We start from the raw sequence: 26,176 nt of genomic DNA, 5'->3' as shown, positions 1-26,176 counted from the left end.
ATTTGAAGAACTGTACTACCAAAGCGTTTTGTAAATTCTCTTAGTAGGTGTCTACTTTCTTGACAGAGGTCCATACGATCCTTTATTTGCATCAAATTGTAGCATTTCCTTAGGTTAGAGGCGAAATAAGGCATCGTAGTTCCGGGGAAACATAAATTCGATGGGATTCATGATGATTAGCGGATTGACGTTCCTTAAGACAACCGAGTGGGAATCATCCTTATCTACCTGAATATGTTATGCAAACAATCTATTCATAGTTTGTTTAAACTCATTCATACAGGTCGGAGGAGTCATACCTTGACGTACCGATTCGGGTAGCGATTGCCAGATTTCGAGCAGCATGGGAAGCTCCAGGCCGATGGATTTGAGCTTGTCTTCATCCTTAAAGACCTCATTTGGTGTGCCTTCCATTAGGCACTGTCCTTGATCCATAACGAGTATGTGCTCAGCCCAGGTATAAGCAAGATTCATATCGTGCGTTGCCATAACAACAGTAACGCCGCTTTCATGAACCCGGTCAAGCTGAGCTATTAATTGCTGCTCGGAAATACGATCCAAATAAGCTGTCGGCTCATCCAGCATCAGCAGCTCAGGCTCCAACACCAGCACCCCTGCGAGAGCTACTCTTTTTTTCTGACCCAGACTCAGGTGGTGAATAGGGGTATCTGCCAAATTTGTAAGTCCCATTGCTTCAAGAATGCTCTGTGTGCGACCGCTTATCTCAGTCTCTGGCACCCTGGCATTACGCAGGCCATAGGAAACATCCTCCTGAGGCGTATTCAAGATCAACTGCTGCTCAGGGTCTTGAAATACAAGGCCAATGCGCTGTCGAAGCTGCTGCAAATCCTTGGAATGATAGGATATAGCATGGTCTTTCCATATCATTTGGCCTGCTGCAGGACGATGTATGCCTATGGCATGAAGAAAAAACGTTGATTTTCCTGATCCGTTATGTCCGCAAATAGCAGTCTTCTTTCCCAGTGGGATTCTCATATTTAATCCATGGAGAGCGGCAGTCTTGGCGCCAGGATAGGTATAGCTTACATCTAGCGCTTCCAAAATTGAGTTCATTAGATTTCCCTCCAGCGAAGCAATAATTCAAGCAGTACTAAGATCAATATCCCGGTACAGCTCTCCCATAGATAGCGTGACGGAATTGGCTTACCCTGATAGGGAGCCATATGAATTTCATCGATAAAGCCTCTGGTTATCAAGCCATATGAAACACCTTTATAGCGCTGCATCGACTTGGCGAACAATCGCACAATTAGGATGGCTGTATCGTTAAGCCTGTTTTTAAATCCGGTTTGTCCACCGCGTGATTTTTGGGCTGTGTACATATCAAGGGCTATACTCTCCAGCAAAAATAAAAAGCGATACATGATCAGCATCATTTCCAACACTAATGCGGGTACTCGCAGCCGTTTCATAACTTGAAACAGCTCAGAAATCGGGGTAGTCAGCATAATAAAAGTCATACATGACAAACAGGCTATTATTCGCGTGAGTAAAGTAATGGCTGTAAGCATTCCGTTGTCAGTCAGAAAGGCTGTCCAATGAAAGACTGTAAATAATAGGGTGCTTGAATAGGCTAAGGTCGACAGCTCACTTGATCGTTGGAACTCGATAAGGAGGGCTGGAAGACTGGCAGCATAGAACAAACAAGGGGCACCAATGAGTCTTAAATAATAGAGGGCTGGTATTTGGGCATAGCTGACTGTCCATATAAGCAGCCAAAGACTTATAAAAAGCTGTATAACTGGATGGGACATGTAAGACATAAGAAATAGGACGGCTGCGAATCCAATTTTCCACATGGGAGAAACAGTCCGCAGCTTGTTAGTGTATGAGAGCGAATCGATTAGTGTAATCATTGTGTTTTTGTTTTGGAGGCTCTTCCTTTAAATAACCCGATTACATAGCCTATGAAGCCTGCCCCAAGTGCCGCTTGTAAGGCGAACAGCATGCTTTCAGTTTCCGCTGGAGGCTCCACTAAGGGGGTAAACCAAGGCTCGTAGGAAGGAGAAAGCGTTGCAATCATTTCCTCCGCAGCCCCGTCTGCACCTCCAAATTCTCCATTGACGAGTAAAAGAGGGAGAGCTGCTAACAGTACAACTGCGCTTATAATCAAAGCATTTTTAGTGCCTGTTTTCATGATTTTTGAACTCCTTTCATTTTGCGCTGAAGCAGAGATAGTTCCTCAGAGCTGTAGGCTTGCAGCCAGTTCCAGATCAAGATGGTGAGCAGGCCTTCGCTGATCGCAAGCGGAACCTGTGTAAAAGCAAAGATAGCCCCAAATTTGGCGAATGACGCGGCGATTCCACCTACCTCTGCCGGAAAGGCTAATGCGAGCTGAAGTGATGTAACTATGTAAGTCGATAGATCTGCAAGCGCCGCAGCCATAAAGATGGCAAGCCGTTGCTTTCCTGTACTTTTCATAATCCATCTATAGATACCATAACCAACCATAGGACCGGCAACAGCCATCGAAAATGCATTGGCTCCCAGAGTGGTCAAGCCGCCATGCGCCAGAAGCAGCGCCTGAAATAATAGAACGATAGAGCCCAACACACTCATAGGCAGTGGGCCGAACATGACAGCACCAAGACCGGTTCCTGTCGGATGAGAGCTGCTTCCCGTTACAGATGGTATTTTGAGCGCTGACAGAACGAAGGTGAAGGCTGCTGCCAATCCGAGCATAATTTTCAGCTCTGGTGTTTCCTTAGTGATTCTGGTTAAAGCCCGAAGCCCTAGTATGAAGAACGGAATAAATACCGCCCACCAGAAAATCGCCCAGCCTACCGGCAGGAATCCTTCCATAATGTGCATGGCATAGGCTGATTGGGGCTCATTAAATGTCAGGTACACAGTAAATCCCAATACTAAGAGCGAGGTGGTTAGTAGCTTTTTTGCTTTCATTGTCAAATCCTCCTGTTTCAAAAATAGTGAAAACCTAAAAAAACCAATCCTGTTGGAATTGGTTATGGGTACGTGCCAATAGACGACAGCATGAGTAATAAGCTGAATCCATGTTCGTACACCGCTCCTTTCCGCGAAGGCCTGTGGGTGTGCTAATCAGGTAGGTCTCCTGGCTCCCGGATCTTCATCGTTTCCCATCTTCCCCGATAAGCGTCTATCGAGTGATATATTGGAAAAAAACTTCCCGGTTACAGTGGCGGGACCGCTCGGGATTTGCACCCGATTCCCTGTTATCCTTTTTTTAATTCAAAGGCACCTGATTAGTAAATATGCGATTTTTTTAGCTGCAATCTAACTATATTCGATATAAAGAAGCTAATTCCTTTTTGTGACACAATTTTTTCGAAAAATAGCACAAAGTAGTGACTCCAATTTTCAAGTGTGTTACTATTTTAACTATTCGTGTTACTGGATGATTTTACTAGCAGCGAGAAACATCCAGGAGTTTGAGTAGATGCTGCAGATAAAAAGGGCTAGGGGTGGAATAGTGTGAGAAAAAGATTTGGATTTATTCTATTTATGAGTTTGGTTCTGGCCATGGTAATGAATGGTTGTTCAGCGAAACCAAAGGAAGGAGCATCCAGAGCTTCTAACGAACTAGTTTTGGCGGTTGGCGGTGAACCGGAAGCAGGCTTTGATCCGACAACAGGCTGGGGACGTTATGGCTCACCGCTTTTCCAGAGCACGCTGCTGAAGAGGGAGCATGACCTGAGCATTAAAAATGATCTTGCGACGAGCTATGAAGTCGGGAACGGTGGAATCGTGTGGACGGTCAATCTACGTAAAGATGCTAAGTTTACAGATGGTAAACCCTTAACGGCGGCAGATGTCCAATACACCTTCGAGACCGCCTCTAAGAGCGGATCTTCGATTGATTTGAGCTATATGAAGAATATCGAGACGGTTGATGAATATACGGTAAAATTTACTTTAAAGGAACCTAATTCGACCTTTATTCAAATGCTGGTTGCAACGGGAATCGTGCCCAAGCATGCCCATAGTAAGGAGTATGCTCAGAAACCGATCGGGTCAGGTCCCTATAAGCTTGTGCAGTGGGATAAAGGGCAGCAGGTGATAGTAGAAGCTAACCCTGAGTATTACGGGACTAAACCTGCGTTTAAGAAGCTGACCTTTTTGTTTCTGAGCGAGGATGCTGCTTATGCTGCGGCTAAAGCCGGTAAGGTTGATATATCTTATATCCCAGCAGCATTCAGTAACCAGCCTGTAGCCGGGATGCGACTGGAGACTGCTCATACGGTAGATAATCGCGGAATCATGTTCCCTTATGTAAAATCCGGCGCTAAAACAAAGGACGGCTATCCTATAGGTAATGATGTAACATCGCAATTATCGATCCGTAAAGCCATTAATATTGCTATCGACAGAAAAGCTCTTGTACAAGGAGTATTGGAAGGGCACGGTACTCCTGCATTTACAATCAATGATGGATTACCCTGGTTTAATCCGAAAGCCGTATTCACAGATGCCAATATAAAAGAAGGGCAGCAAATACTCGCCAATGACGGTTGGAAGGACAGCGACGGTGATGGCATTCTCGAAAAGGGCTCCATAAAGGCCGAATTCAATCTCCTGTATCCATCCAACGATGTTACCCGCCAATCTCTGGCGATTGCTGCTGCTGATATGATCAAACCCCTTGGGATTAATGTTAAGGTTGAAGGAAAGAGCTGGGATGAGCTTGATAAGCTTATGCATGCAAATGCAGTGCTTTTGGGCTGGGGGAGCCACGATCCGACAGAGGTATACAGTGTTTACAGCAGTAAATACAGCGGTATCGATTATTTGAATCCAGGCTATTACAACAATGCGACAGTAGAGAATTATATGAAACAAGCGCTGCTTGCTGTAAACGACAAGGATGCCAATGAATTCTGGAAAAAAGCTCAGTGGGATGGCAGTACAGGGTTAAGTGCACTCGGAGATGCGCCTTGGGCATGGCTTGTCAATATTGACCACTTATATTTGGTTAGAGATGGGTTAGATATCGGCAAACAACAGATTCATCCTCACGGACACGGTTGGCCTGTAACAAGCAATATCGAGGAATGGCGCATTAAGTAAAGTAGGGGGATATCGTGGATGCTTAACATCATGTTATATGGAATGCAGAAAATCTTGAAGCTGGTTCTCCTTCTGCTTGCAGTAAGCGCCGTCTCATTCGCGCTTGTTGAATTCTCGCCAATTGATCCCGTTCAAGCTTATGTGGGGGCGGATATGCTGAGGGTTAGCCCTGAGCAGCGCGAGGCAATAGCGGCACATTGGGGATTTGACCAACCTCCAGCTGAGCGTTACCTACGCTGGATCACTTCACTGATTGGCGGCGACTTCGGAATGTCTATGATATACCGAATTCCTGTACTTGAAGTTATTCAGGAGCGGTTTCTAAGCTCGGCCGCTTTGATGGGCACAGCATGGCTGCTATCCGGCATTATTGGCTTCAGTGTGGGTGTGGTTGCCGCAATGAAAAAGGATACATGGATAGATCGGTTAATTCAATGGTATTGTTACACGCTTGCCTCTACGCCTACCTTCTGGCTGGGGCTTGTTTTATTGCTCATTTTTGCTGTATGGCTGGGTTGGTTTCCCATTGGTCTGGGTGTTCCAGCAGGTGTATTGGCTCAAGATGTCACTTGGCAGGACCGGATGGTTCATATGTTTTTGCCTGCTCTTACCTTAAGCTTTACAGGTATTTCCACGATAGCGTTGCATACTCGACAAAAGCTGACATCCGTGCTGGACAGTGATTATATTTTGTTTGCGAGAGCCAGGGGTGAGAGTGGATTTACATTGTTCTGGAGACACGGCTTGCGCAATGTGGTAATGCCTGCGGTGACACTCCAGTTCACATCCTTCAGTGAACTGTTCGGAGGAGCCGTGCTGGCTGAACAGGTTTTCTCCTATCCTGGGATGGGACAAGCTACAGTGGAGGCGGGACTTCGGGGAGATGTACCGCTGCTGCTGGGAATCGTGCTATGCAGCGCTTTGTTTGTTTTTACAGGTAATTTACTGGCTGATCTTATATACCGAATGGTGGATCCGAGAATGCGGGAAGGAGATGCCCTGTGAGCAGAATAAACGAAATGACGAGAAGCGGCTCCATACAGCTGCCCAAGCTGCACCGGAGGCACAGAACCTGGCTGTCTGCACTTTTTACCGCTGTATTATTAGCAGCTGTATGGCTTGGAGCTACACTGCTTGGATCCGATAATCTATCCGTCAACCTGATATCCCGCAACTTGCCTCCTTCATTGACACATCCTTTCGGTACCGATTGGCTCGGGCGGGACATGCTAACGCGTACACTCAAAGGACTTGTCCTAAGTATCAAAACGGGAATGATAGCGGGAGCGGTGAGTGTCATTATAGCTGCCCTATTGGGACTGATGGCAGCTACTATGGGGAAGGTCGCCGACCGTCTTATTACCTGGCTAATCGATCTGTTTCTGAGCGTTCCTCATTTGGTTACTTTAATTCTGATCGCTTTTGTTATGGGCGGCGGAGCAGAGGGCGTAATAGTAGGTGTGGCTTTGACCCATTGGCCGAGCCTCTCCAGAGTGATTCGCGCGGAAGTGATGAACCTGCGAACCGCTGAGTATGTGCAGGTATCCAGGCGTTTAGGCAAATCCCGCTGGTGGATCGGAACGCGGCACATCCTACCGCATTTGCTACCACAGCTGCTGATCGGGCTGCTGCTCATTTTTCCGCATGCCATTTTGCACGAGGCTGGAGTTACCTTTATAGGGATGGGACTGTCACCGCATGAGCCTGCGATAGGGATTATCCTGTCGGAATCGATGCGTTATCTGTCTACCGGCATGTGGTGGTTAGCTTTGTTCCCCGGGTTATGCTTATTAATCATTGTGATTGCTTTTGGCCGGTTAGGTGAAAACCTTCGACTGCTTGCAGATCCGGGTAGAGCACATGAGTAGGTTGGATCATACAATCGTTGGAAAATAGCTATTTTCTGAGCGGTAGGTAGTTAGGGCATTGTTGCGGAAGCTAGTGTAGATCGTAGATTAACAAGAGTAAAGGAGGGGCTGATGTGTCCTTGCTTAAGGTTAACGGTTTATCTGTAGAATTTACTCAATATATAAGCCTTTTGCGCCAAAAGCGTCTTCAGGTTATTCATAACCTGGAGCTTTCTGTAGCTGCGGGTGAAGTAGTTGCGGTAATAGGCTCCAGCGGCTCGGGTAAAAGCATTCTGGCTCATGCGGTACTGGGTATTCTTCCTAGCAATGCGCATGTGTCCGGCAGTATCTATTTGGATGGGGAGGAGCTGACCCCAAGCAAACAGGTCAAGCTGCGGGGGAGCGAGATTGCTTTGGTTCCTCAATCGGTGCAGTACTTGGACCCTTTAATGCGTGTAGGTCAGCAGGTTAGATATGCTGTGAAGACAGAAGATCCTGTGAAGACCCAACGGGGTATTTTTAAGCGTTATGGATTAAAAGCCGAAGTGGAACGGATGTTTCCGTTTCAGCTGTCCGGCGGGATGGCAAGAAGAGTTCTCGTATCAACAGCTACGGTTAGTGGAGCGAGGCTCGTCATTGCCGATGAGCCGACGCCTGGCCTTGATGCTGCCTCAATCAAGGAAGCGCTTGGTCAGCTGCGCGAGCTCGCGGATCAAGGGTGCGCAGTAATGTTGATTACCCATGACATCGAATCGGCTCTTACCATAGCGGACCGGATTGCGGTGCTTTATGCAGGGACGACGGTTGAAATAGCTAGCGCAGAGGACTTCAGGGGGAATGGAGAGCAGCTGCGCCATCCCTATACAAAAGCCATGTGGAAGGCGCTTCCACATAATGATTTTGTTCCCATTCCCGGCTCACAGCCGTTAGCTGGGGCAATGCCAACAGGCTGCGCGTTTGCGCCGCGCTGTTCCTTAGCGACTAAGGCATGCACGGAAGGCTTGCCCGATGCGAGGGAGATCCGCGGCGGGATGGTGAGGTGCATCCATGCCTCTTGAAGGAAGTAAGCTTGGTTATCGCTATAATAAGAAGCAATGGTTATTTGAGAAGGTTGATATTCGAATAGAACCTGGCGAAATCGTGGGACTTGTTGGACCCAGCGGCTGCGGCAAGTCAACCTTAGGCCGGCTGCTGGCCGGCTATGATGAGCCTCTGCAGGGGGAAGTCACACTTGGCGGCGCCCCGCTGCCCCCAAGCGGTTATCATCCGGTGCAGATGGTGTTCCAGCACCCGGAGAAGGCGGTTAATCCCCGCTGGACGATGCGTAAGACGCTGCTGGAAGCGGGGGAGCCTGATCCGCAGCTTCTAGCCGCGCTAGGAATCGGTCCGGCTTGGCTGGACCGATGGCCTAATGAGCTGTCCGGCGGCGAGCTGCAGCGCTTTTGCATTGCCCGGGCGCTGGGACCGGGCACCCGTTACCTCATTGCTGATGAAATGACGGCAATGCTGGATGCTATAACGCAGGCGCAGCTATGGCAAGCTGTTCGAGACAGGGTGACTGAACGCCGATTAGGTGTACTGGTCATAAGTCACGAACGTCATCTGCTGCATAGATTGTGCAGCAGGCTGATCGAATTCTAATACTTACTAAGAATGAATGTCCTAATGCTGTCATAAATATGAGTAAGGCAAGTGTTGTACGCTATTATGATACGCTTCAACCTTTTAAATTACATTAAAGAGGTGATTCTATTATGAGTACTGAAAAGAACAAGCTTACAACCAGTTGGGGCGCTCCCGTTGGGGACAACCAAAACTCAATTACAGCAGGTCCTCGCGGTCCCATACTCATTCAAGATGTGCATTTATTAGAAAAGCTCGCCCATTTCAACAGAGAACGTGTTCCAGAACGAGTGGTTCATGCGAAAGGTGCAGGTGCTCACGGATATTTTGAAGTAACCAACGATTTATCTACATACACCAAGGCTAATTTCTTATCAGAAGTAGGCAAACGCACGCCAATGTTCATCCGATTCTCTACGGTTGCCGGTGAGCTTGGTTCTGCAGATACGGTGCGTGACCCGCGAGGATTTGCAGTGAAATTTTATACAGAAGAAGGAAATTATGATTTGGTAGGAAACAATACGCCCGTTTTCTTTATTCGTGATGCAATTAAATTCCCGGATTTCATTCATACACAGAAACGTCATCCTCAAACCCACTTGAAAAACCCGAATGCGGTGTGGGATTTCTGGTCCTTATCTCCTGAATCCTTGCATCAAGTTACGATTCTTATGTCCGATCGCGGCATTCCGGCGACACTCAGGCATATGCACGGCTTTGGGAGCCATACCTTCAAATGGGTGAATGCGGAAGGGCAGGGCGTTTGGGTAAAATATCATTTTAAAACCGAACAAGGGGTTCAAAACTTAGCTCCAGAGGTTGCTGCACAAATTGCTGGAACTAATGCGGACTATCACACGGAGGATCTCTTTAACGCAATTGAAAATGGCGATTTCCCCACGTGGAAGCTGTGCGTACAAATCATGCCTTTAGAAGACGCTAATACGTACCGGTTTGATCCATTCGATGTAACCAAGGTATGGTCTCAAAAGGACTATCCGTTAATTGAAGTAGGTCGAATGGTTCTAAATAGAAATCCAGAAAATTATTTTGCAGAGGTTGAACAGGCGACATTCTCTCCTGGAACTCTCGTTCCTGGTATCGATGTTTCCCCAGATAAAATGCTTCAGGGCAGATTGTTTGCTTATCATGACGCACATCGTTATCGTGTGGGGGCCAATCATCAGGATTTGCCAATTAATCGAGCTCAAAATGTGGTGAACAACTATCAACGCGATGGACAAATGCGTCATGACAACAATGGTGGAGGTTCAGTTTATTACGAGCCTAACAGCTATGGCGGACCGACGGAAACACCAGAGAATAAGCAAGCACCTTACGAAGTTTCGGGATTAGCAGATAGCGTGGCCTATGATCATAATGATCATTATACGCAAGCTGGAGATTTATACCGTCTGTTAAATGAAGATGAACGTGCGCGGCTGGTTCAAACTATTGTGGGAGCTATGGAGCCTGTGGAGAAGGATGAAATTAAGCTTAGACAAATCGGGCACTTTTATAAGGCAGATCCGGAGTATGGCCAACGCGTTGCGGAGGGTCTTGGTTTATCTGTACCTGAATGAATTGAATAGTAGGAGGCAGCTATCTATTTCTCATCCAAGATAGCTGCCTTTTTTTTAATTAGTATCATATTATATGAAAACGCAATCAATTAAAAAATGGATAAAACGAGGTGATGGTAGTGAGGACCCGTTTATTATCAGAGCAATTAATTAAAAAACGTTTCCCGCATTTAAGATATATAAGGGTTCATACTCATGGAAAAAATACAGCGACCATTTATGCGTGGAATGATGATTTGCAATTACCCCATAAGGAAATACGCAGCTTGAAATTATTTGCTTCCGATCATTTACATCCCTACGTCTGTTTTAAAGTAAAATCATATAATATGGTCCAAACCGATAGGGTTCCCCAAGTACATGAACTGCCGCATTCTGTAATACAAACAGCTATGAGCAGAAAACTAGATCAGGATGAAATAATGTCGTTAATAAATCGTTTATTTTCATTCGGCGAATTAACCTTTAATAGGTACGATTCGAGTAATGCAACCATATATTTTGATTTTCACTCGACCGTATCTGTAAATCAAGCAGATAAGGAGTTAATGTGCAATTATCTAAGTGAGTTGATTCCGTTAGGCTCAAGCTGTGAAGTGACTTATTATTAGTCTATCAACCCGCGATTTTGCGGGTTTTTGGTTTACTCGAATTAGGAGTTCTCATATCGTCTCATAGCTTTTGTAGCTGAATCCAGCATCCTCCTTTTTAAATGCTCGCCTTGAATAACCTTAACACGCTTACCGAGAAAACGAATCTTGGATAAAACATACTCACTTTCATTGTTAAGAAAGGTCAATCGAATAACATACTTATCTATAATGTCATCATAATCCACTTCTTTTTCGAAGCAGGAAAAAGCATACAGTATCCTCGACAACTCGCGATTGTATTCCTTTATTACCTCAATTGTTGCATGCTGCTTACGTTTATCTAGAAGATCCTCAATTTCAGATACAATCATACTAGCTCTTTCCTCAGAAACAGGCAATTCCGTCACGGAGACGAGCTTTTGCAGCTTTGTGCTCATCATAGCTCTGTGCCGCAAATGGTACCATAGTAGGTACCATTCTTTTTTTACGATAGAATACTCCAGCTTGTAAGGAAATCCGATTTCATTATAAATAGTGCGGCAATCTTTAATGCTGTAAGTCAATCGAACTCCGGTTTTATTCGTAATATAGCGTCGTAGCGAGCGGATGAGCGGATGATATACTTGTTTTTCTATACTACGAGCCTTCTCAATAAAAACCCCAGATATATTAAGCGAGGGTTCAGAATCTAGGATGGATTGAAGTTTGTCTAAAGTTATAGATGAGAAGGCATCGGAAGCAGATGGATGTTGCAGCATCGTTTTGAGCCAAGATCTCTCTTGAGAGGTAATCATGAAGGTACCGGAGTCCTCTAGCCGTGATATGATTTGATAATTAAATATTTTCTCAAACAGATTCATAATATTCTCTAAGCTCCTTCCACTCAGCCATCATTTCAGTTCGAAGAGAGTGAGGTTCTAGTACCTCACAACTGGACCCGAAACTTCTTATCCAAGGCTTTATCTCCGTTGTGCCATTGACCACAATCTCAAATATAAATGATTCCTGATCTTCTTCCTTAATCAGACCCCATTGTCCTTGAAGCAGAACCCTGTCTTTAATGAAGTCGGGCTGTGGCTCTTCCGGTTTAAAAAATCGGGCTTTCACTGTTACCGAACGTCCAGTATCAATTAACCAGCTATATTGTATTTTTCCCTCTAAATCATTCCATTTTTCTTCAAATAATTCATTGGGAACAACTGCATCTTCTTCGAGCTGCGTGATTCCTTCCATTCGGTACTTTTTGATTCCATGCCGGGAATCGAAGGCAAGAAGATACCATCTCCCATATTGGTGATCGTACACGATTTTAAGGGGAAGAGTTTTCTCCTGTTTACCTTCCAGTTCACGTTCGAACAAAGGATTCGTATTTTGGGATGTATAGCTTTGCGAATTTTTAGGCGAAAAATAAAGAAATTGCACTTTGCGACGGCTTTGAATGGCAGTCAGTAGAGTGAACAAGTGCGCTTCGTCCAAAATACGTGAGTAATAGTGATATTTATATAAGAAGGGCTCAGTAGATGCAGGCATGGACGAGGTTCGGCTCATGTACTTTTTTAATCCATCCCTCAGTAAATAGCCTTGTACAGAAGGTACCTGTGTGTTGGCCATAATGTCTACAAAGTCATATAAATCGATAAGTTCATCGTTGGTAAGCTCTTGAACTAAGTCATTATGTATACGGTAGCGGTAAGGACGTAGACCCGGCTCTTTACGGATAACGCCGACTTCTTCCAAATATTTAAGGTCCGATCGAATTGTTTTTTCATCAGGAAGTGCAGTTTCCGTAGAAAGTCCGTTACAGCAAACATCAAGGAGCTCCATGGCAGTGAGAGCTTTTTCATTCATAGCAGCAATAATAATCGAAATTCTTTGGGTTTCTGATTCTTTAAGGGACTTGGCTCGATAAAGGAACAGGAGCATAGGGTCGGTCGAATTATAGTAGCTGTAACGTAATGTCTCAGCAAATTCCTTCCCCTGGGTATCGGGTGTTTGTTGTATGATACTGACGATTGTTTTAAGACGACGAAGCGTTTTATCGAATGTATGGACGGAAATACCGAGTCGTTCTGCAAACTGTTGACGGCTGTATGCCCCACTTGTTAAGACAAGCATTCGCAAAAATTGAATTTCTTTATCAAAGCCTTCTTTGGCCAAATCCATCCCTCGCTCTTCATGTAACCTTTCTCCATTGTAACAGGAGGTGAATATGTAGAAAATGGTAAACTTTTTTGTTTGTCGTAATACTTTCGCCATGTTCGTTTCACCTCAAATAAGCGAAGATAGTAATCATAAGGCTTAACAAATGAATCGGAGGTTTCATGATGAACATTAAAGAAATCACTCACGGAAACAATCATTACGAAATGGAGCTGCAACACGGAAATCTTCATGTGTTTGCCAACTCGGATGTTTTTCAAACTTTTGAATCGAGAGTATATGAGATGGCGGATAACAATCTGCGAATCCCACGTAATGTTCATATGAGTTATACTCCTGACGCACATGTGGGCGTAGGAACTTGTATAGGGACAACGGCTGTTTGGAGTATGAAAGACGGGTTTGTTTCTCCATCTATCGTCGGTGTTGATATTGGCTGTGGAATGCGGGTACACACTACCTCACTGCACAAAAGGGATATCCAAGATAAGGAAGTACGAAGAGCTCTAATTAAAGCAATTGAAAAATATGTTCCCACTAACGAACGGACGAATACACATTATGCGGATATTGACATTATGTATGTTGTTCAAAATGGTTTGAAGGGATTGCCTGAAAGATATGTTCCTCATGAACAATGGCTGACGCACGTAGAGGAGTCCACGTTCAAGTTCGAACATCAGTATCTTGATAAGCTACCGGCCAAAATCCGTAAGTATGCTCACGGACAATTAGGGACACTTGGAGGCGGAAATCACTTCATTGAAATTCAATATTTGGAAATTGAGGAAGGACAGAAGGATTTAGCTGCAAAATGGGGTTTGTTTGACGGTCAGATTGTCGTAATGATTCACTCAGGATCCCGGGCATGGGGAGCTATGTTGGGTCAGGAGTACACGAAAGTGTTCAGAGGAGCTATGCAAAGTTGGGGCGTGGAAAATCCGGATCGCAATCTTATTTATGCACCTATTGCTAGCAATGAGGGGCAAACTTATTTAAACCTTATGTATTCCGCCTTAAACTTTGCGGTTAGCAACAGACATATGATTGCGTTCGGTGTTCGTGAAGCTTTTAAGGAAGTGTTTGGGGCTAATTTGGAAATGCCGGTGCTCTATGACCTAATGCATAACTATGCACTGAAGGAGTTTCATCGAAATCAACCGATGCTTGTTCACCGTAAGGGAGCAACTAGAGCATTGCCGCCGAGCCATTTTCTAAACACTGCTGTTTATAAGGAAACTGGGCATCCCGCATTAATACCAGGGTCGATGGGAACTTCATCCTACATTATGATTGGCAGAGAAGAAGGAATAAAAAACTTCTATTCTATATGTCATGGCGCAGGAAGGGCAAGATCCAGAAGAGCTACCAAAGAATTAGTTACCGTGGATCAATTCGAGCAATCCTTAAAGGTTGGTACGGATGATGAAATTTTGGTTAACCACCGTTCTCTGCAATCGATTCTGGATGAATGTCCACAAGCTTATAAGGATGTCGATCAGATCATAGACAGTGTGGTTGGGGCTTCGCTCGCGGATGTAGTGGCCAAATGCAAGCCTATGGCTGCAATAAAGGGAGTTTAATATATTGGTACGGGGTAACTAACTATGCTGATATACGTCAGTAGACGTTTTATCATAGATTTGGGTTTATGTACGGATGGCGTACCAAGGCTGGGATTTCAAAAATGTCCCGCAGTACTGGCACATACTATGTGCTTGTATGCTGTACGGTCCATTTCGGCATGAATTCACCAATGCAGGGGTTCGACTCCCCTATCGTGTGGAACGATTAGTGGTATAGCAACTCGACTTTCAATCGAGTGATTGTACAAATGATGATGGCCTTTAATTGGAATCCTCAGTGGCTTTATATGCACGCTGTTGCTGAGCTTTGCAATCCGTGGATACCGAAACGAGTATGCGAGCTCATACGCTAAAAAAGAGGTGAATTGTGATTGGCTGCAGGTTAACCCAATTCAGTTCATGGATTTTCCGGCAGGATGATGCTAGGCTTCCTCAGTTTCTCAAATGAGATTCCGCTAGGGCTGCAGGAGGATTCCTTTCTTTAGGTCACAAATCAAGAGCAGCTTATTAGTCTGCTTAAGGGGGATTTATAATGTTTAAAAAATTGATCATACAAACAGATGAACGAGGTTTGCTTTTCAGAAAAGGCAGCTATGAAAAATTATTACAACCTGGCACATACCGATTCTCACCTTTTTCCGAGGATACGGTAGCTGTTCTCAATATAACGAAGCCCTTTGTGGTTCAGGGTAAAGACTTACAATTATTTTTGCACGATGAAAAACTTGTACAAGAGCTTGATGTAATACAGGTGCTGGACCATGAATATGTATTGCATTACGAGGATGGGAAATTCGCCGCACTTCTGTCGGCTGGAAGATATGCGTTCTGGAATGTTTTGAAGAAGCATGCTTACATTCGAGTAGATACTCGTAATCCCGAATTGCCTGCGGAGGTTGATACTGCTGTTCTGCCCAAGCTAACAGGTTATTATCAGGTGCTCGAGGTAGCGAATTATGAATCCGGTGTTTTGTTTTATAACAATGTAATGCAACAAGAGCTTAAGCCCGGCAAGTATTACTTCTGGAAAGGACCTGTTACGGTATCTGTCAAAACAGTGGACCTGCGGCAGCAACAGATGGACTTGACCGGACAAGAGATGATGACCGAAGACAAAGTGACTTTACGATTAAATTTTGTCTATCAGTATAAAATTATGAATCCGCTTCGTGCATTGGAGATCAAGTCCTTTGAGGATCAAATGTACATCCAATTACAGCTTATTTTGAGAGAATATATTGGAACTCTGAAGCTCGATGATCTACTAAAAATGAAACAAGAAATCGCGTCTTTCGTATTATCCCGATTGAATGAGAAGAGTCAGGATTACGGTGTACATTTCATATCAGCAGGAGTGAAGGACATTATTCTACCAGGCGATATCAAAGATATTCTTAATACGGTTCTCCTCGCAGAGAAAAAGGCACAGGCCAACATCATTACCCGCCGGGAGGAAACCGCGTCAACTCGTAGCCTGTTGAATACAGCCAAGCTTATGGATGAGAACCAGACGCTTTATCGTTTGAAGGAGCTTGAGTTTCTGGAAAAAATCTGTGAGAAAATCGGAACGATTTCGCTTACCGGTGGTGGTAATTTGTTAGAACAATTGAACTCTTTGCTGGGGGGAGAAAAGCATGGGTAAAGAGTGAATGAGTGGAAGCTGAAGAGTACCTTGTATGATGGATATGGAAAAAAATACAATAAGACCGCTAGGCAGTTGGGAATACCCAACTGCTTTTTTCTTGGGAAAAAAGTAATCAATACAATTGACATAACGAATTGCAGCAAACGGTTCCAAAATTAAGAATTGATTTCTGATATTCATAAGACGGTTGATGCCTGAGGGATTACAATGAGAGCAAGCAAAACATATTAGGTCTCTCAATTTGAAAGGAGCAAGAACAATGGCAACTATTAAAGTGGGTATTATTATGAACGGTGTAACAGGACGTATGGGAACGAATCAGCATTTGATCCGCTCCATTGTTGCGATCCGCCAGCAAGGTGGAGTTGCACTTCCTAATGGTGATGTTATCATTCCAGATCCGGTTTTGGTAGGCCGACAAGAAGGTAAGCTGAAGGCATTGGCTGAAGCTCACGGAATAGAACGCTGGAGCACTGATGTAGATACATGCTTGGCAGATCCATACAATCAAGTTTATTTCGATTCCCAAACTACTGTGCTTCGTGCGCAAGGCGTTCGTAAAGCGATTGCAGCGGGTAAACATATTTATTGCGAGAAACCGACGGCTGAGAGCTTGGCTGAATCATTGGAGCTTGCAAAATTGGCACGTGATAAAGGCATCAAAAATGGTGTCGTCCAAGATAAATTGTTCCTGCCAGGCCTTATTAAGCTGAAAAGATTGATAGATTCCGGTTTCTTCGGTCGCATTTTGTCCGTACGTATGGAATTCGGCTACTGGGTATTTGAAGGAGATATGATTCCTTGCCAACGCCCTTCATGGAACTATCGTAAGGAAGATGGCGGCGGTATCATCACGGATATGTTTGCTCACTGGCGTTATGTGTTGGACAACTTGTTCGGAGAAGTAAAGTCTGTATCTTGCCTTGGGGTAACTCATATTCATGAGCGTTTTGACGAGAAAGGCGACAAATACGAATGTACAGCAGACGATGCTGCGTATGCAACCTTTGAAATTGAGGGAGGCATTGTAGCGCAAGTGAACTCTTCCTGGACCACACGTGTAGATCGTGATGATTTGGTAACGATTCATGTAGACGGTACGAACGGCAGCGCAGTAGCAGGACTTCGTGATTGCAAAACCCAACATAAAGTAAATACGCCTAAGCCGGTTTGGAATCCAGATATCGCCAATCCTTTCAATTTCACAGCGCAATGGGAGAACGTTCCGGATAATCAGCTTTTCGATAACGGCTTTAAAATTCAATGGGAGCTGTTCTTGAAGCATATTGTCATCGACACACCATTCCCTTGGGATTTGCTCGAAGGTGCAAAAGGTACACAGCTGTCTGAGCTTGGGCTTCAATCGTGGAAAGAGCGCCGTTGGATCGACATTCCTGATTTGAAATTGTAAGAGGGGGTAATTATTTTGGCTCAAACGATACAATTGCCACGTGCCGGAGGGGAGCTCTATACTTATGAGCTCAGCCGCTCCGAAGCGTTTGAAATACCGAAAGGCCCGTTGAAAAGCCGCATTGCTTTTTCCGCGGCGCATGTAGTTTGTGATCCTTTTGCAAATACTGACCCTTTGGCGCAATCCAAAATCGATTTTAAAGCGACAATGGAGTACCGTCATTACCTGTGGTCGCTTGGCCTATCCGTTGCGGAAGCGATGGATACGGCTCAGCGCGGCATGGGCTTGGATTGGAATGCTTCCAAGGAATTGATCAAGCATTCCATCGTGGAAGCTCGTTCTGTTGGAGGTAATATGGCTTCCGGAGCGGGTACCGATCATCTGGCTCCCGGTGCAAACGTAACGTTGGAAGACGTTGAGGCTGCTTATGAGGAGCAATGCTCCTTCATCGAAGGCGAAGGCGGACGTATCATTCTGATGGCGAGTCGCGCTCTGGCAGCTTGCGCCAAAAGCCCGGAGGATTATGAGCGGGTTTACGGCAAAGTATTAAGTCAGGTTTCCCAGCCTGTCATTCTGCATTGGTTGGGTGACATGTTTGATCCTCAATTAGCGGGCTATTGGGGGCATCAAGACCCGGATGCCGCTATGGAGGTTTGCTTGCGCGTAATTCGTGCGAATGCCGATAAAGTGGACGGTATCAAAATATCGCTGCTTGATGCGAGCAAAGAGATCAAAATGCGCCGCCTGCTACCAGAAGGTGTGAAAATGTACACGGGAGACGATTTCAACTATCCGGAATTGATCCGTGGAGATGAGCAGGGCTTCAGCCATGCGCTATTGGGTATTTTTGACGCTATCGCTCCTGCTGCTGCCGCTGGGCTGCACGCATTAGACGCTGGGGATACGGACCGCTTCCACAGCATATTGGACAAAACACTGCCGCTATCCAGGCATATTTTCCAAAGACCGACGTTTGCCTATAAGACAGGTATCGTGTTCATGGCATACTTGAACGGCCACCAGTCCCACTTCCGTATGATCGCTGGAGCTGAGGGCGCCCGTTCTGTCGTCCACTTTTCCGACTTGTTTGTAATGGCTGATGAAGCCGGCTTGTTTACCAACCCTGATCTCGCTGTAGAGCGTATGCGCAAAGTTCTTGCATTGTCTGGGATCTAGTAAGATTCACTTACTTGAAGCTTAGTAACGGATTTTCTTAAGGATGTAGTCGCAAAACAAACAGCGTAACAAAATCAATTATTATTTTTTATTAACACCACCCAAAGTAAAGCGTGTCCCACAAGGACGAAAGCGATCATTCGCTTACGTAAGTAGGGAGCATCTAAATAAACTTCCTCACCAAGCCCTTAGAGGGTGTCCAGAGGGCAGAGCCCTTAGGGTCCTCCCTATAGGGAGGGTTTGGGAGGGTAAAGGAGCGCACATGGAAAAACTTCAAAATTTCGATCGTCTCAGCTTAAATCAGATCACAACAGATCGCTGGAGCTTACGCGAGGCAGTAGAGGGCAGCGTTCGTGCGGGTATTCCTTGGATCGCTCCTTGGCGCAACAAGGTTGCCGAAGCGGGTCTGGCTGAAAGCCGCCGCTACATCCGTGATGCTGGACTTAAAGTGTCCAGCCTTTGCCGTGGCGGGTATTTCCCTGCTGCAACAGCGGCTGGACGCCAAGAGCGGTTGGATGATAACCGTCGTGCGGTTGAGGAAGCCGCTGAGCTAGGTGCAGAAGTGCTGGTTCTCGTCTGCGGTCCATCAGCTGATAAGGACATTGCAACAGCTCGTCAACAGGTAGAGGAAGGCATCGAGCAGCTAATTCCACATGCAAGAGCACATGGGGTTAAGCTTGGTATTGAGCCGCTGCATCCAATGTATGCCGCTGAGCGTTCGGTTATCGTGACGTTAGGGCAGGCCAACACGCTGGCCGAAAAATTTAACGCGGAGGATGTTGGCGTTGTTGTAGATGTATTCCATGTATGGTGGGATCCCAATCTATACAGTGAAATTGCTCGTGCAGGCGACCGGATCAGAGGTTTCCACGTCTCCGACTGGATTGTACCGGTACCAGATCTGCTCTTAGGCAGAGGAATGATGGGCGATGGTGTGATCGAGCTGCGCCGCATGCGTCAAGCTGTTGAAGCAGCAGGCTACAAGGGTCCAATCGAAGTGGAAATTTTCAACCGTGCTGTCTGGGATACTCCGGGCGATGAGGTTCTTGCACTTATGAAAGAACGTTACTTGGAGCATTGCTAAGGCTGATCAGTGAGAAGTACATTCACTCACGCTCCTTACCTCGTACTTCTTACGACTGTGACTTATTTTGCTTTGATGAAGAATCGAGCGTGTACTTTGATTGAGCTGACTCTGAGTAGAAGTTTAATATTTGACTTCCTTTCTTCATCCTTGACGACCTACTCACCTCTAAAATTGGCTGGTGGCTCTTGAGCCACCTAATTGACGGGCAGGTAGAGGAACTGAGATTCGTTATTTTGAAGTGCACACGTGAACATCTCAGTGGAACGGAACGAGGATCCCTTATTTCCTTGAAATAAGGGATTTCAGCCTGATGGAGACGAAATAACGCATCGTAGTTCCGCGAACTTATGATTCTCCGAGGGTAATAAACAAATAACGAATCGACGTTCCGCGAGCAAATTGGAGTGATCCCTTAAATGGCAGATCGATCGATAAACGGGTTCGTCTAATAGGTTCCCCGTCACCGAGGACTCATTTGCCGCACGGAAGTTCTCAAGGGAAAGCATAGCTTTGAATATCGGATCACAGATCGGTTAGGGAAGAGAAGTAGCAGCAAGGTCAGAGTAGAATGAGTGTGAAGTGTGAAGTGTGAAGTGTGAAGTGTGAAGTGTGATCTGTAAAGCATGAAGCATGGTGTGTGAAGTGCGAAGCATGAAGCATGAAGTATGAGGCATAAGGAGTGGAGTCACCTCCGGTGCTACTCGGGTATGACCTCCTTTGAAGAACTATTCAAAAAAGGATTACGACTTTCAACTGCAGCCGTAACCACATATGCGCCCTCCCAACGCACCATTGTGTGGGTTTAGGCAATGACCTGAGGCGCAGCCTCAGGTTTATCTTTAGAATATTACTTGTGAGCAGGTTCCCAAAACGTTAAGATGAAGGTATCATTGCTATTTTCGGGCATTTTGGGGGCCTCTTATGAAGTTGAAAAGGATTGAACTGCCATTGCGCGGGATTCATTTATATGAAAGCAAGCATCTGGATGGGGATGTCGTTGACGAGCATCATCATGCGATTCATCAGATTTTATATGCTTTGGAAGGCGAAGGAACCATTACGCTGGATGACAAGCAGTATGAGTTTAAGCAGGACAGCGTGGCTTTGATTGTTCCGCATTCGAATCATTCCGTATTTTCCGAATCGAAGCTGACCTTGCTAGTTCTTGCTTTTGAGGAAACAGTACTAGATTCAAATGCACGCTCAGGTCTGCTTTATTCCTGCTTTAAATCATCTGCATTTTTGCAATTGAACCCTTTTGCTGCGGCGGATTTAAGACAATTGCTGCGTAAAATGCTATTCGAGCAGACACATCAGGACGATCTGAATCAATGGGCGCTGCAAATTTATATTTTGGAAATATTATTGGTGCTTGCACGTTCGAGCCAAACGTCGCTGGTGACGGATTCCAATAGTCTTCGTGCAGAGCGGATCCGCAGTTATATGGATAGGCATTATTTTGAACCGCTTACAGCGGGTGATATAGCTGCCAGGTTAGGAATTGGGGCCAGGCATGTGAATAATATTTTCAAAGATCATTACCGGATGACTCCGATTCAATATTTGACAGAGATACGTATTAGTCTGGCTAAAAAATTGCTTATCGAGACGGATAAAGACATTGTTTCCATTTGCTTTGAGGTTGGGTATGAGACGCTGCCTACATTTTACCGGGCATTTAAAAATATTGTGAAAATGTCCCCGAACATGTTCAGACAGCAGAATAAAAGCTGATCGATGAATCGTGATAGAGGTGATAGGGATAATGAACGGTAAAAAAGTTTCCATATTATTGGTAGGAATTGGTGGATACGGCAATAGATATGTGGAAGAACTTCTTAAAGTAACAGATGACAGTCAATTTACTATCGCAGGTGTTGTAGAGGTTAACCCGGACCGCAGCCGGTATGTTCAAGAATTAAAGGACAGAGGGATCACTTTTCACTCGGATCTGGAGAGCTTCTACGCTGTGTCTGAGGCGGATCTGGCTATTATCTCCACACCCATTCAATTTCACTGCCAGCATGTGTGCACCGCTTTATTGAATGGGAGCCATGTATTATGCGAGAAGCCAATAGCTGCTACCGTACAGGACGCACAGAAAATGATAGAGGCAAGGGATAAGAGCGGGAAGTTTGTTGCTATTGGCTATAATCTATCCTTCAACGACCAAATTCAAGAGTTGAAGAGGGATATTTTATCCGGAACCTTCGGCAAACCAAAGCGGTTGAAAACGATCGTATTGTGGAGACGCCCTCTTGCTTATTTTCAAAGCGGTTGGAAGGGCAAGAGAAAAAGCGCATCAGGCGATTGGATTTTGGATAGTGTCGCTCATAATGCAACCGCTCACTTCTTGCACAATATGTTTTATTTAACCGGTTCCCGAACCGATGCGAGTGCGAAGCTCCAGAATGTGGCAGCAGAGCTTTACCGGGCGAATGACATCGAAACCTTCGATACGTGTGCCTTAAGGGTTAAGACGGTAGATGACGTGGAAATTCTGTTTTACACCTCGCATACGATTTTGAACAATGAAGGGCCGATCTTTAGCTTCGAATTTGAAAAAGCTACGGTATCCTTCGCTGATGGTCAGAACGATAATCAGATTACGGCTCTTTTTCATGACGGTACGGAAAAAGTGTACGCGAGTACAGGTACGACGGCCTGCGAAGATAAGCTTCGCGTATGCATAGGTGCATTGGCATCGGGCAGCGATGAGATTCCATGCGGTCTTGAAGCAGCATATCCACAGCTTCTCTGCGTGAATGCGATGATGGATGCGATACCGGAAATCCCGGGATTTCCTAAGACACTGGTAGGTCTGGATGAAGAGACGAATGCGGTATGGGTTGAAGGTGTGGAGGATGTGCTGAAGCAGTGCTTTGAGCAGGGAGTACTCCCATCCGAAGCAGGGGTTCCTTGGGCGGTTCCCGCACAAACAGCTGACTTGACTAACTATCGTATGTTTAAGGGGTGAACAGCCTTGAAATTAGGTATCATTGGATCGACGGGTCATATTAATTATGTAATGGACGGACTTCGGGAATTGCCTGAGGTTCGTCTTGTTGGTGTTTCTGCAGGTTCTAATGGAGAATCCATTGAAAAGCTTACAGCCAGGGCGGTGCAGGAAGGGCATTCACCAATTGTGTATGCTAATTATATCGAATTGCTGGAGCAGGCAAAGCCGGATATTGTAGCTGTGGCCTGCTACTTTAATGATCACGCGAAGATAGCTTCGGAAGCATTGCGCAGAGGAATTCACGTGTTTGTGGAAAAGCCGGTTGCGACAACATTAGATGATTTGGCCATGCTGAGAGAGGCTTACGAACGCTCCGGAGGCACGCAGCTTGCGGCCATGTTCGGGATTCGCTACAATCCTGCTTTTTATACGGCCTGGCATGCGGTTAAAGCCGGAGCAGTGGGTCAGATTAGGCTGCTTCATGCGCAGAAATCATATCGCCTAGGCAGCAGGGCAGAGCATTTTAAACGAAGAGAGACCTATGGGGGGACCATTCCTTGGGTGGGCAGTCACGCCATAGATTGGGTTCAATGGTTCAGTGGGGAGCGGTTTGAAACCGTCTATGCATCGCATTCTACGTTGTATAATCAAGGCAACGGCGAGCTGGAAACCTCAGCCCAGTGTCATTTTACGATGTCAGGTGAAGTGTCAGCTTCAGTTAGTATTGATTATTTGAGGCCTGCTCAAGCATCGACCCATGGAGACGACCGGATTCGAATTGCGGGCACGGAAGGCGTACTTGAGGTGCGTGACCAAAAGGTGCTGCTCATTAACGGCAAGGAGAACGGTGAGCAAGAGCTTCCTTTGCTGCCTAAGGTGGAGATTTTTGCTGATTTTGTACGGCAGATCACGGATGGCACAGCTTGCTTGGTTAGTGCTGAGGAATCCTTTTATGTTACTGAGGCATGCTTGAAGGCTGTAATTGCTGCGGATGAGAAAAGGGTTGTGAAGTTTTAAGAGATCAACAACAACGGATTAAGTTCTATTAAGGACTTAGTCCGTTTTTTGTTTGTTTTAGGACATACGTATCCATCCTCTCACAACATGTATTTCCAAATAAACAGGCTGATTAGTGTACAGATCCAGGAAACGAATCCAAATACAGTAACAATTTTATTTTCACTCCAACCATACTTTAAGGCAAAGTGATAATGAATGGGAGCCATTCGGAAAAGCCTTAATTTCGTCCTCCTATAATACCAAACCTGGAAAATCACAGACAATTGTTCGGCAAAATAGACAAAGAATAATAAGGGGAGCAATATTTCAACCTTCTCGATAACTGCAAGAAATGCAAGTGAACCTCCAATGGCTAATGACCCCGTATCCCCCATAAAAGCTCTGGCAGGGTAAATGTTATAAATTAATAAACCTAATAAACACGCAATCATTGTCATCGAAAAAAGCCGTACCTCAAATTGATTAGAAATCGCAAAAAAGAAAAAGTAGGTAGGGATAGATACGACGATAAGCAGTCCATCCAAGCCGTCTGTAAAATTAATAGCATTTGCAGATCCAACTATAAACAACAGAACTAGCAGTATGTATACACTTATGGGGAGTACTATTTGGAAGTCTCCATGCTCCAATAACTTAGAGCTTATGCCATGGAAGCGATAGAGGAAGAAAAGAAGAAACCCCGTACATGTAAACTGTAAATATAATTTAGTTTTTCCCGAAATACCGGAGGGGTCTTGGAAAGCAGCTTTCTTAAAATCGTCAAGAAATCCAATCAGACTGAAAAGGAGGAACGTACAGCAAAGGAAGATAGTCATGATGCTAGGGTGGGATATAAGCGGTGTAATAATCCCGACAAGCAATATGATTCCTGCCATTAAGGGGGTTCCTAATTTAGCTTGATGATCTGCAGGCAATTCAGTTCTAATGGGTTGAATGAGTCTTAAAGTGCGAAGCCCCCATATCAAGACAGGACATAAACAAGCAACGATAATAAAAGACACTACGACAACATTAAGAATTGACATTGAATTTGCCCACACTCCAAGCTTTATTTTAACAATCTCCGCTATCCTGTCCTTAGCTCTTTAGGTCTTGTACTTTATTTTTATATAATAGGCGACTATTTAAAAGCGAAACTTTATACATATTTATTTCATATTTTCCAACTCATGGATAACGCTGATGCTTTGAGATGTACATACAACTTGCTAAGATGATATAATGATACAAATTCAATCGGACATGGCGGTCCCTAGAGGTGGATAATGAGAGATAACAAACAGCTTCCCAAATACCTTCAATTAAAACAAGAAATCTTAACCTGGTTTCAATCCGGCCAGCTGCAAGCCAACGATCAAATGCCGACGGAGCATGAAATAGCCGAGAGGTTCCAGATGAGCAGACAAACCGTACGTCAAACCTTCGGAGAGCTAGAGAAGGACGGATGGCTTCAGCGAGTACAAGGCAAAGGCACCTTCGTCTCTACTCCGCAGAGCCACAAGAGCCAGGAGGTCCAAACGATCGGGATTATTACCACTTACATATCGGATTATATTTTTCCCCATATCGTTCGTGGAGCTGAAGCGGCATTAAGGAATCGAGGCTACAGAATGCTATTATCCAGTACGGATAACAATAAAAGCAAAGAATTGGAAAGCCTGCAGATGATGATGAGCCAGCCCTTAAGCGGACTTATTATTGAACCGACCAGAAGCGCCGAGGGTAATCCTAATTTAAGCTGCTATTTATCCTTGGATTATCAAAAAATTCCCTATCTGATGATAAACGAACGGTATTCCGAAATGAATTGTCCGTACATTAAAGTGGATGATGAGGCTGGAGGCTATAAAGCAACGGAGCATTTGATTCAATGGGGACATGAGAAAATCGTGGGCTTTTTCAAAATGGATGATCTTCAGGGCGTGAACCGTTTGAAAGGCTTTATACGCGCTCATCATGATTCACAGGTTCCGCTGCAGCCGCAATCTGTTGTGCATTATACGACTGAAGAGAAACAGACGAAGCCTTACGAGCTGGCTCTGTCTATGCTTACTGAATCTGCGGAGAATCGGCCGACTGCATTTGTATGCTATAACGATGAGTTGGCTGTCCTTATTTTGGAGGCTGTTAGACAAGCGGGGTTAAGCGTTCCTCAAGATATTTCGATTGTTGGGTTTGATGATTCTTTTTTAGCTACGGCAACCGAAGTAAAGCTGACCACATTGACCCATCCCAAAACAGATCTGGGAATCCGTGCTGCCGAGCTGTTGATTGACAGGATTGAAGGCAAAGTGGATGTACCAGATAAGCATATTTTCCAACCGGAGCTAGTGATTCGAGAGTCGACTCGAAAAATTTAAAACAGACTATAGAAAATTTGTACGTACAATTGTATAATGGTCGTAGAACACACTTCACAGGA

Annotated in this window: 22 protein-coding genes and 1 riboswitch; of the genes, 15 read left to right on the top strand and 7 right to left on the bottom strand. The window is 45.2% G+C overall.

Going from position 1 to position 26,176, the window contains the following annotated elements:
- Positions 1-237: 237 nt before the first annotated feature.
- Genes GC093_RS20590 through GC093_RS20575 form a run of 4 tightly spaced genes read right to left on the bottom strand, consistent with a single transcriptional unit; the run spans position 238 to position 2,922 of the window.
- Positions 238-1,074, bottom strand: coding sequence for an energy-coupling factor ABC transporter ATP-binding protein (locus GC093_RS20590; protein ID WP_171653752.1), 837 nt, complete (start codon positions 1,072-1,074; stop codon positions 238-240).
- Positions 1,074-1,877, bottom strand: coding sequence for a cobalt ECF transporter T component CbiQ (gene cbiQ, locus GC093_RS20585; protein ID WP_171653751.1), 804 nt, complete (start codon positions 1,875-1,877; stop codon positions 1,074-1,076). Before cbiQ ends, GC093_RS20590 begins: the two co-directional genes overlap by 1 nt.
- Positions 1,874-2,158 carry a cobalt ECF transporter S component CbiN gene (locus tag GC093_RS20580; protein WP_171653750.1) on the bottom strand — a complete coding sequence of 95 codons (285 nt, stop codon included), beginning with the start codon at positions 2,156-2,158 and terminating at the stop codon, positions 1,874-1,876. Before GC093_RS20580 ends, cbiQ begins: the two co-directional genes overlap by 4 nt.
- Complete coding sequence (locus GC093_RS20575) at positions 2,155-2,922, bottom strand: energy-coupling factor ABC transporter permease (protein ID WP_171653749.1); 768 nt, start codon at positions 2,920-2,922, stop codon at positions 2,155-2,157. The genes GC093_RS20580 and GC093_RS20575 overlap by 4 nt, the downstream gene beginning before the upstream one ends.
- Before the next feature lie 142 nt (positions 2,923-3,064).
- A riboswitch (cobalamin riboswitch) is annotated at positions 3,065-3,257 on the bottom strand.
- Between the two features lie 244 nt (positions 3,258-3,501).
- Between GC093_RS20575 and GC093_RS20570 the strand changes: the two genes are divergently transcribed.
- The 6 genes from GC093_RS20570 (at position 3,502) to katA (ending at position 10,117) form a co-directional block, all read left to right on the top strand.
- On the top strand, positions 3,502-5,064 hold the full coding sequence (locus tag GC093_RS20570; RefSeq protein ID WP_171653790.1) for an ABC transporter substrate-binding protein: 1,563 nt from the start codon (positions 3,502-3,504) through the stop codon (positions 5,062-5,064).
- 18 nt (positions 5,065-5,082) lie between these two features.
- Entirely contained in the window at positions 5,083-6,069 is a 987-nt protein-coding gene (locus tag GC093_RS20565) for an ABC transporter permease (protein WP_171653748.1), read from the top strand.
- A 14-nt stretch (positions 6,070-6,083) separates the two neighbouring features.
- On the top strand, positions 6,084-6,932 hold the full coding sequence (locus GC093_RS20560) for an ABC transporter permease (protein WP_171653789.1): 849 nt from the start codon (positions 6,084-6,086) through the stop codon (positions 6,930-6,932).
- 113 nt (positions 6,933-7,045) lie between these two features.
- On the top strand, positions 7,046-7,969 hold the full coding sequence (locus tag GC093_RS20555) for an ABC transporter ATP-binding protein (protein ID WP_171653747.1): 924 nt from the start codon (positions 7,046-7,048) through the stop codon (positions 7,967-7,969).
- Positions 7,959-8,552: an ABC transporter ATP-binding protein gene (locus GC093_RS20550; protein ID WP_171653746.1), complete on the top strand. Its 594-nt coding sequence runs from the start codon at positions 7,959-7,961 to the stop codon at positions 8,550-8,552. The genes GC093_RS20555 and GC093_RS20550 overlap by 11 nt, the downstream gene beginning before the upstream one ends.
- Before the next feature lie 113 nt (positions 8,553-8,665).
- Positions 8,666-10,117 carry a catalase KatA gene (katA, locus tag GC093_RS20545; RefSeq protein WP_171653745.1) on the top strand — a complete coding sequence of 484 codons (1,452 nt, stop codon included), beginning with the start codon at positions 8,666-8,668 and terminating at the stop codon, positions 10,115-10,117.
- 652 nt (positions 10,118-10,769) lie between these two features.
- Here katA and GC093_RS20540 read toward each other — a convergent pair.
- Positions 10,770-11,570, bottom strand: coding sequence for a WYL domain-containing protein (locus GC093_RS20540; protein ID WP_171653744.1), 801 nt, complete (start codon positions 11,568-11,570; stop codon positions 10,770-10,772).
- Positions 11,557-12,867: a helix-turn-helix transcriptional regulator gene (locus tag GC093_RS20535; protein WP_171653788.1), complete on the bottom strand. Its 1,311-nt coding sequence runs from the start codon at positions 12,865-12,867 to the stop codon at positions 11,557-11,559. The genes GC093_RS20540 and GC093_RS20535 overlap by 14 nt, the downstream gene beginning before the upstream one ends.
- A gap of 167 nt (positions 12,868-13,034) precedes the next feature.
- Between GC093_RS20535 and GC093_RS20530 the strand changes: the two genes are divergently transcribed.
- The 8 genes from GC093_RS20530 to GC093_RS20495 all read left to right on the top strand — a co-directional run bounded on the left by GC093_RS20530 (position 13,035) and on the right by GC093_RS20495 (position 23,751).
- On the top strand, positions 13,035-14,453 hold the full coding sequence (locus GC093_RS20530) for an RtcB family protein (protein WP_171653743.1): 1,419 nt from the start codon (positions 13,035-13,037) through the stop codon (positions 14,451-14,453).
- A gap of 535 nt (positions 14,454-14,988) precedes the next feature.
- Positions 14,989-16,098, top strand: coding sequence for a slipin family protein (locus GC093_RS20525; RefSeq protein ID WP_171653742.1), 1,110 nt, complete (start codon positions 14,989-14,991; stop codon positions 16,096-16,098).
- Positions 16,099-16,360: 262 nt separating this feature from the next.
- Entirely contained in the window at positions 16,361-17,512 is a 1,152-nt protein-coding gene (locus GC093_RS20520; protein ID WP_171653741.1) for a Gfo/Idh/MocA family protein, read from the top strand.
- 15 nt (positions 17,513-17,527) lie between these two features.
- Positions 17,528-18,688 (top strand): dihydrodipicolinate synthase family protein, encoded by a 1,161-nt coding sequence (locus GC093_RS20515; RefSeq protein ID WP_171653740.1) that lies wholly within the window; start codon positions 17,528-17,530, stop codon positions 18,686-18,688.
- A 262-nt stretch (positions 18,689-18,950) separates the two neighbouring features.
- Positions 18,951-19,772 carry a sugar phosphate isomerase/epimerase family protein gene (locus GC093_RS20510; RefSeq protein WP_171653739.1) on the top strand — a complete coding sequence of 274 codons (822 nt, stop codon included), beginning with the start codon at positions 18,951-18,953 and terminating at the stop codon, positions 19,770-19,772.
- Positions 19,773-20,696: 924 nt separating this feature from the next.
- A complete protein-coding gene (locus GC093_RS20505; protein WP_171653738.1) occupies positions 20,697-21,509 on the top strand; it encodes an AraC family transcriptional regulator in 813 nt (270 codons plus the stop codon).
- Positions 21,510-21,540: 31 nt separating this feature from the next.
- Positions 21,541-22,752, top strand: a complete 1,212-nt coding sequence (locus GC093_RS20500; RefSeq protein WP_171653737.1) for a Gfo/Idh/MocA family protein — start codon at positions 21,541-21,543, stop codon at positions 22,750-22,752.
- A gap of 6 nt (positions 22,753-22,758) precedes the next feature.
- Positions 22,759-23,751 carry a Gfo/Idh/MocA family protein gene (locus GC093_RS20495; protein WP_171653736.1) on the top strand — a complete coding sequence of 331 codons (993 nt, stop codon included), beginning with the start codon at positions 22,759-22,761 and terminating at the stop codon, positions 23,749-23,751.
- Positions 23,752-23,831: 80 nt separating this feature from the next.
- Here the strand turns inward: GC093_RS20495 and mraY are convergent, their stop codons facing one another.
- Positions 23,832-24,779: a phospho-N-acetylmuramoyl-pentapeptide-transferase gene (gene mraY, locus GC093_RS20490; protein ID WP_171653735.1), complete on the bottom strand. Its 948-nt coding sequence runs from the start codon at positions 24,777-24,779 to the stop codon at positions 23,832-23,834.
- A gap of 240 nt (positions 24,780-25,019) precedes the next feature.
- Between mraY and GC093_RS20485 the strand changes: the two genes are divergently transcribed.
- A complete protein-coding gene (locus tag GC093_RS20485) occupies positions 25,020-26,114 on the top strand; it encodes a GntR family transcriptional regulator (RefSeq protein ID WP_171653734.1) in 1,095 nt (364 codons plus the stop codon).
- Positions 26,115-26,176: the final 62 nt, after the last annotated feature.

It is taken from the genome of Paenibacillus foliorum (genome assembly GCF_013141765.1).
GTDB classification, from domain to species: Bacteria; Bacillota; Bacilli; order Paenibacillales; family NBRC-103111; genus Paenibacillus_S; species Paenibacillus_S foliorum.
Note: the sequence above shows the minus strand (reverse complement) of the source record. Positions and strands in the feature narration are given on the sequence as shown.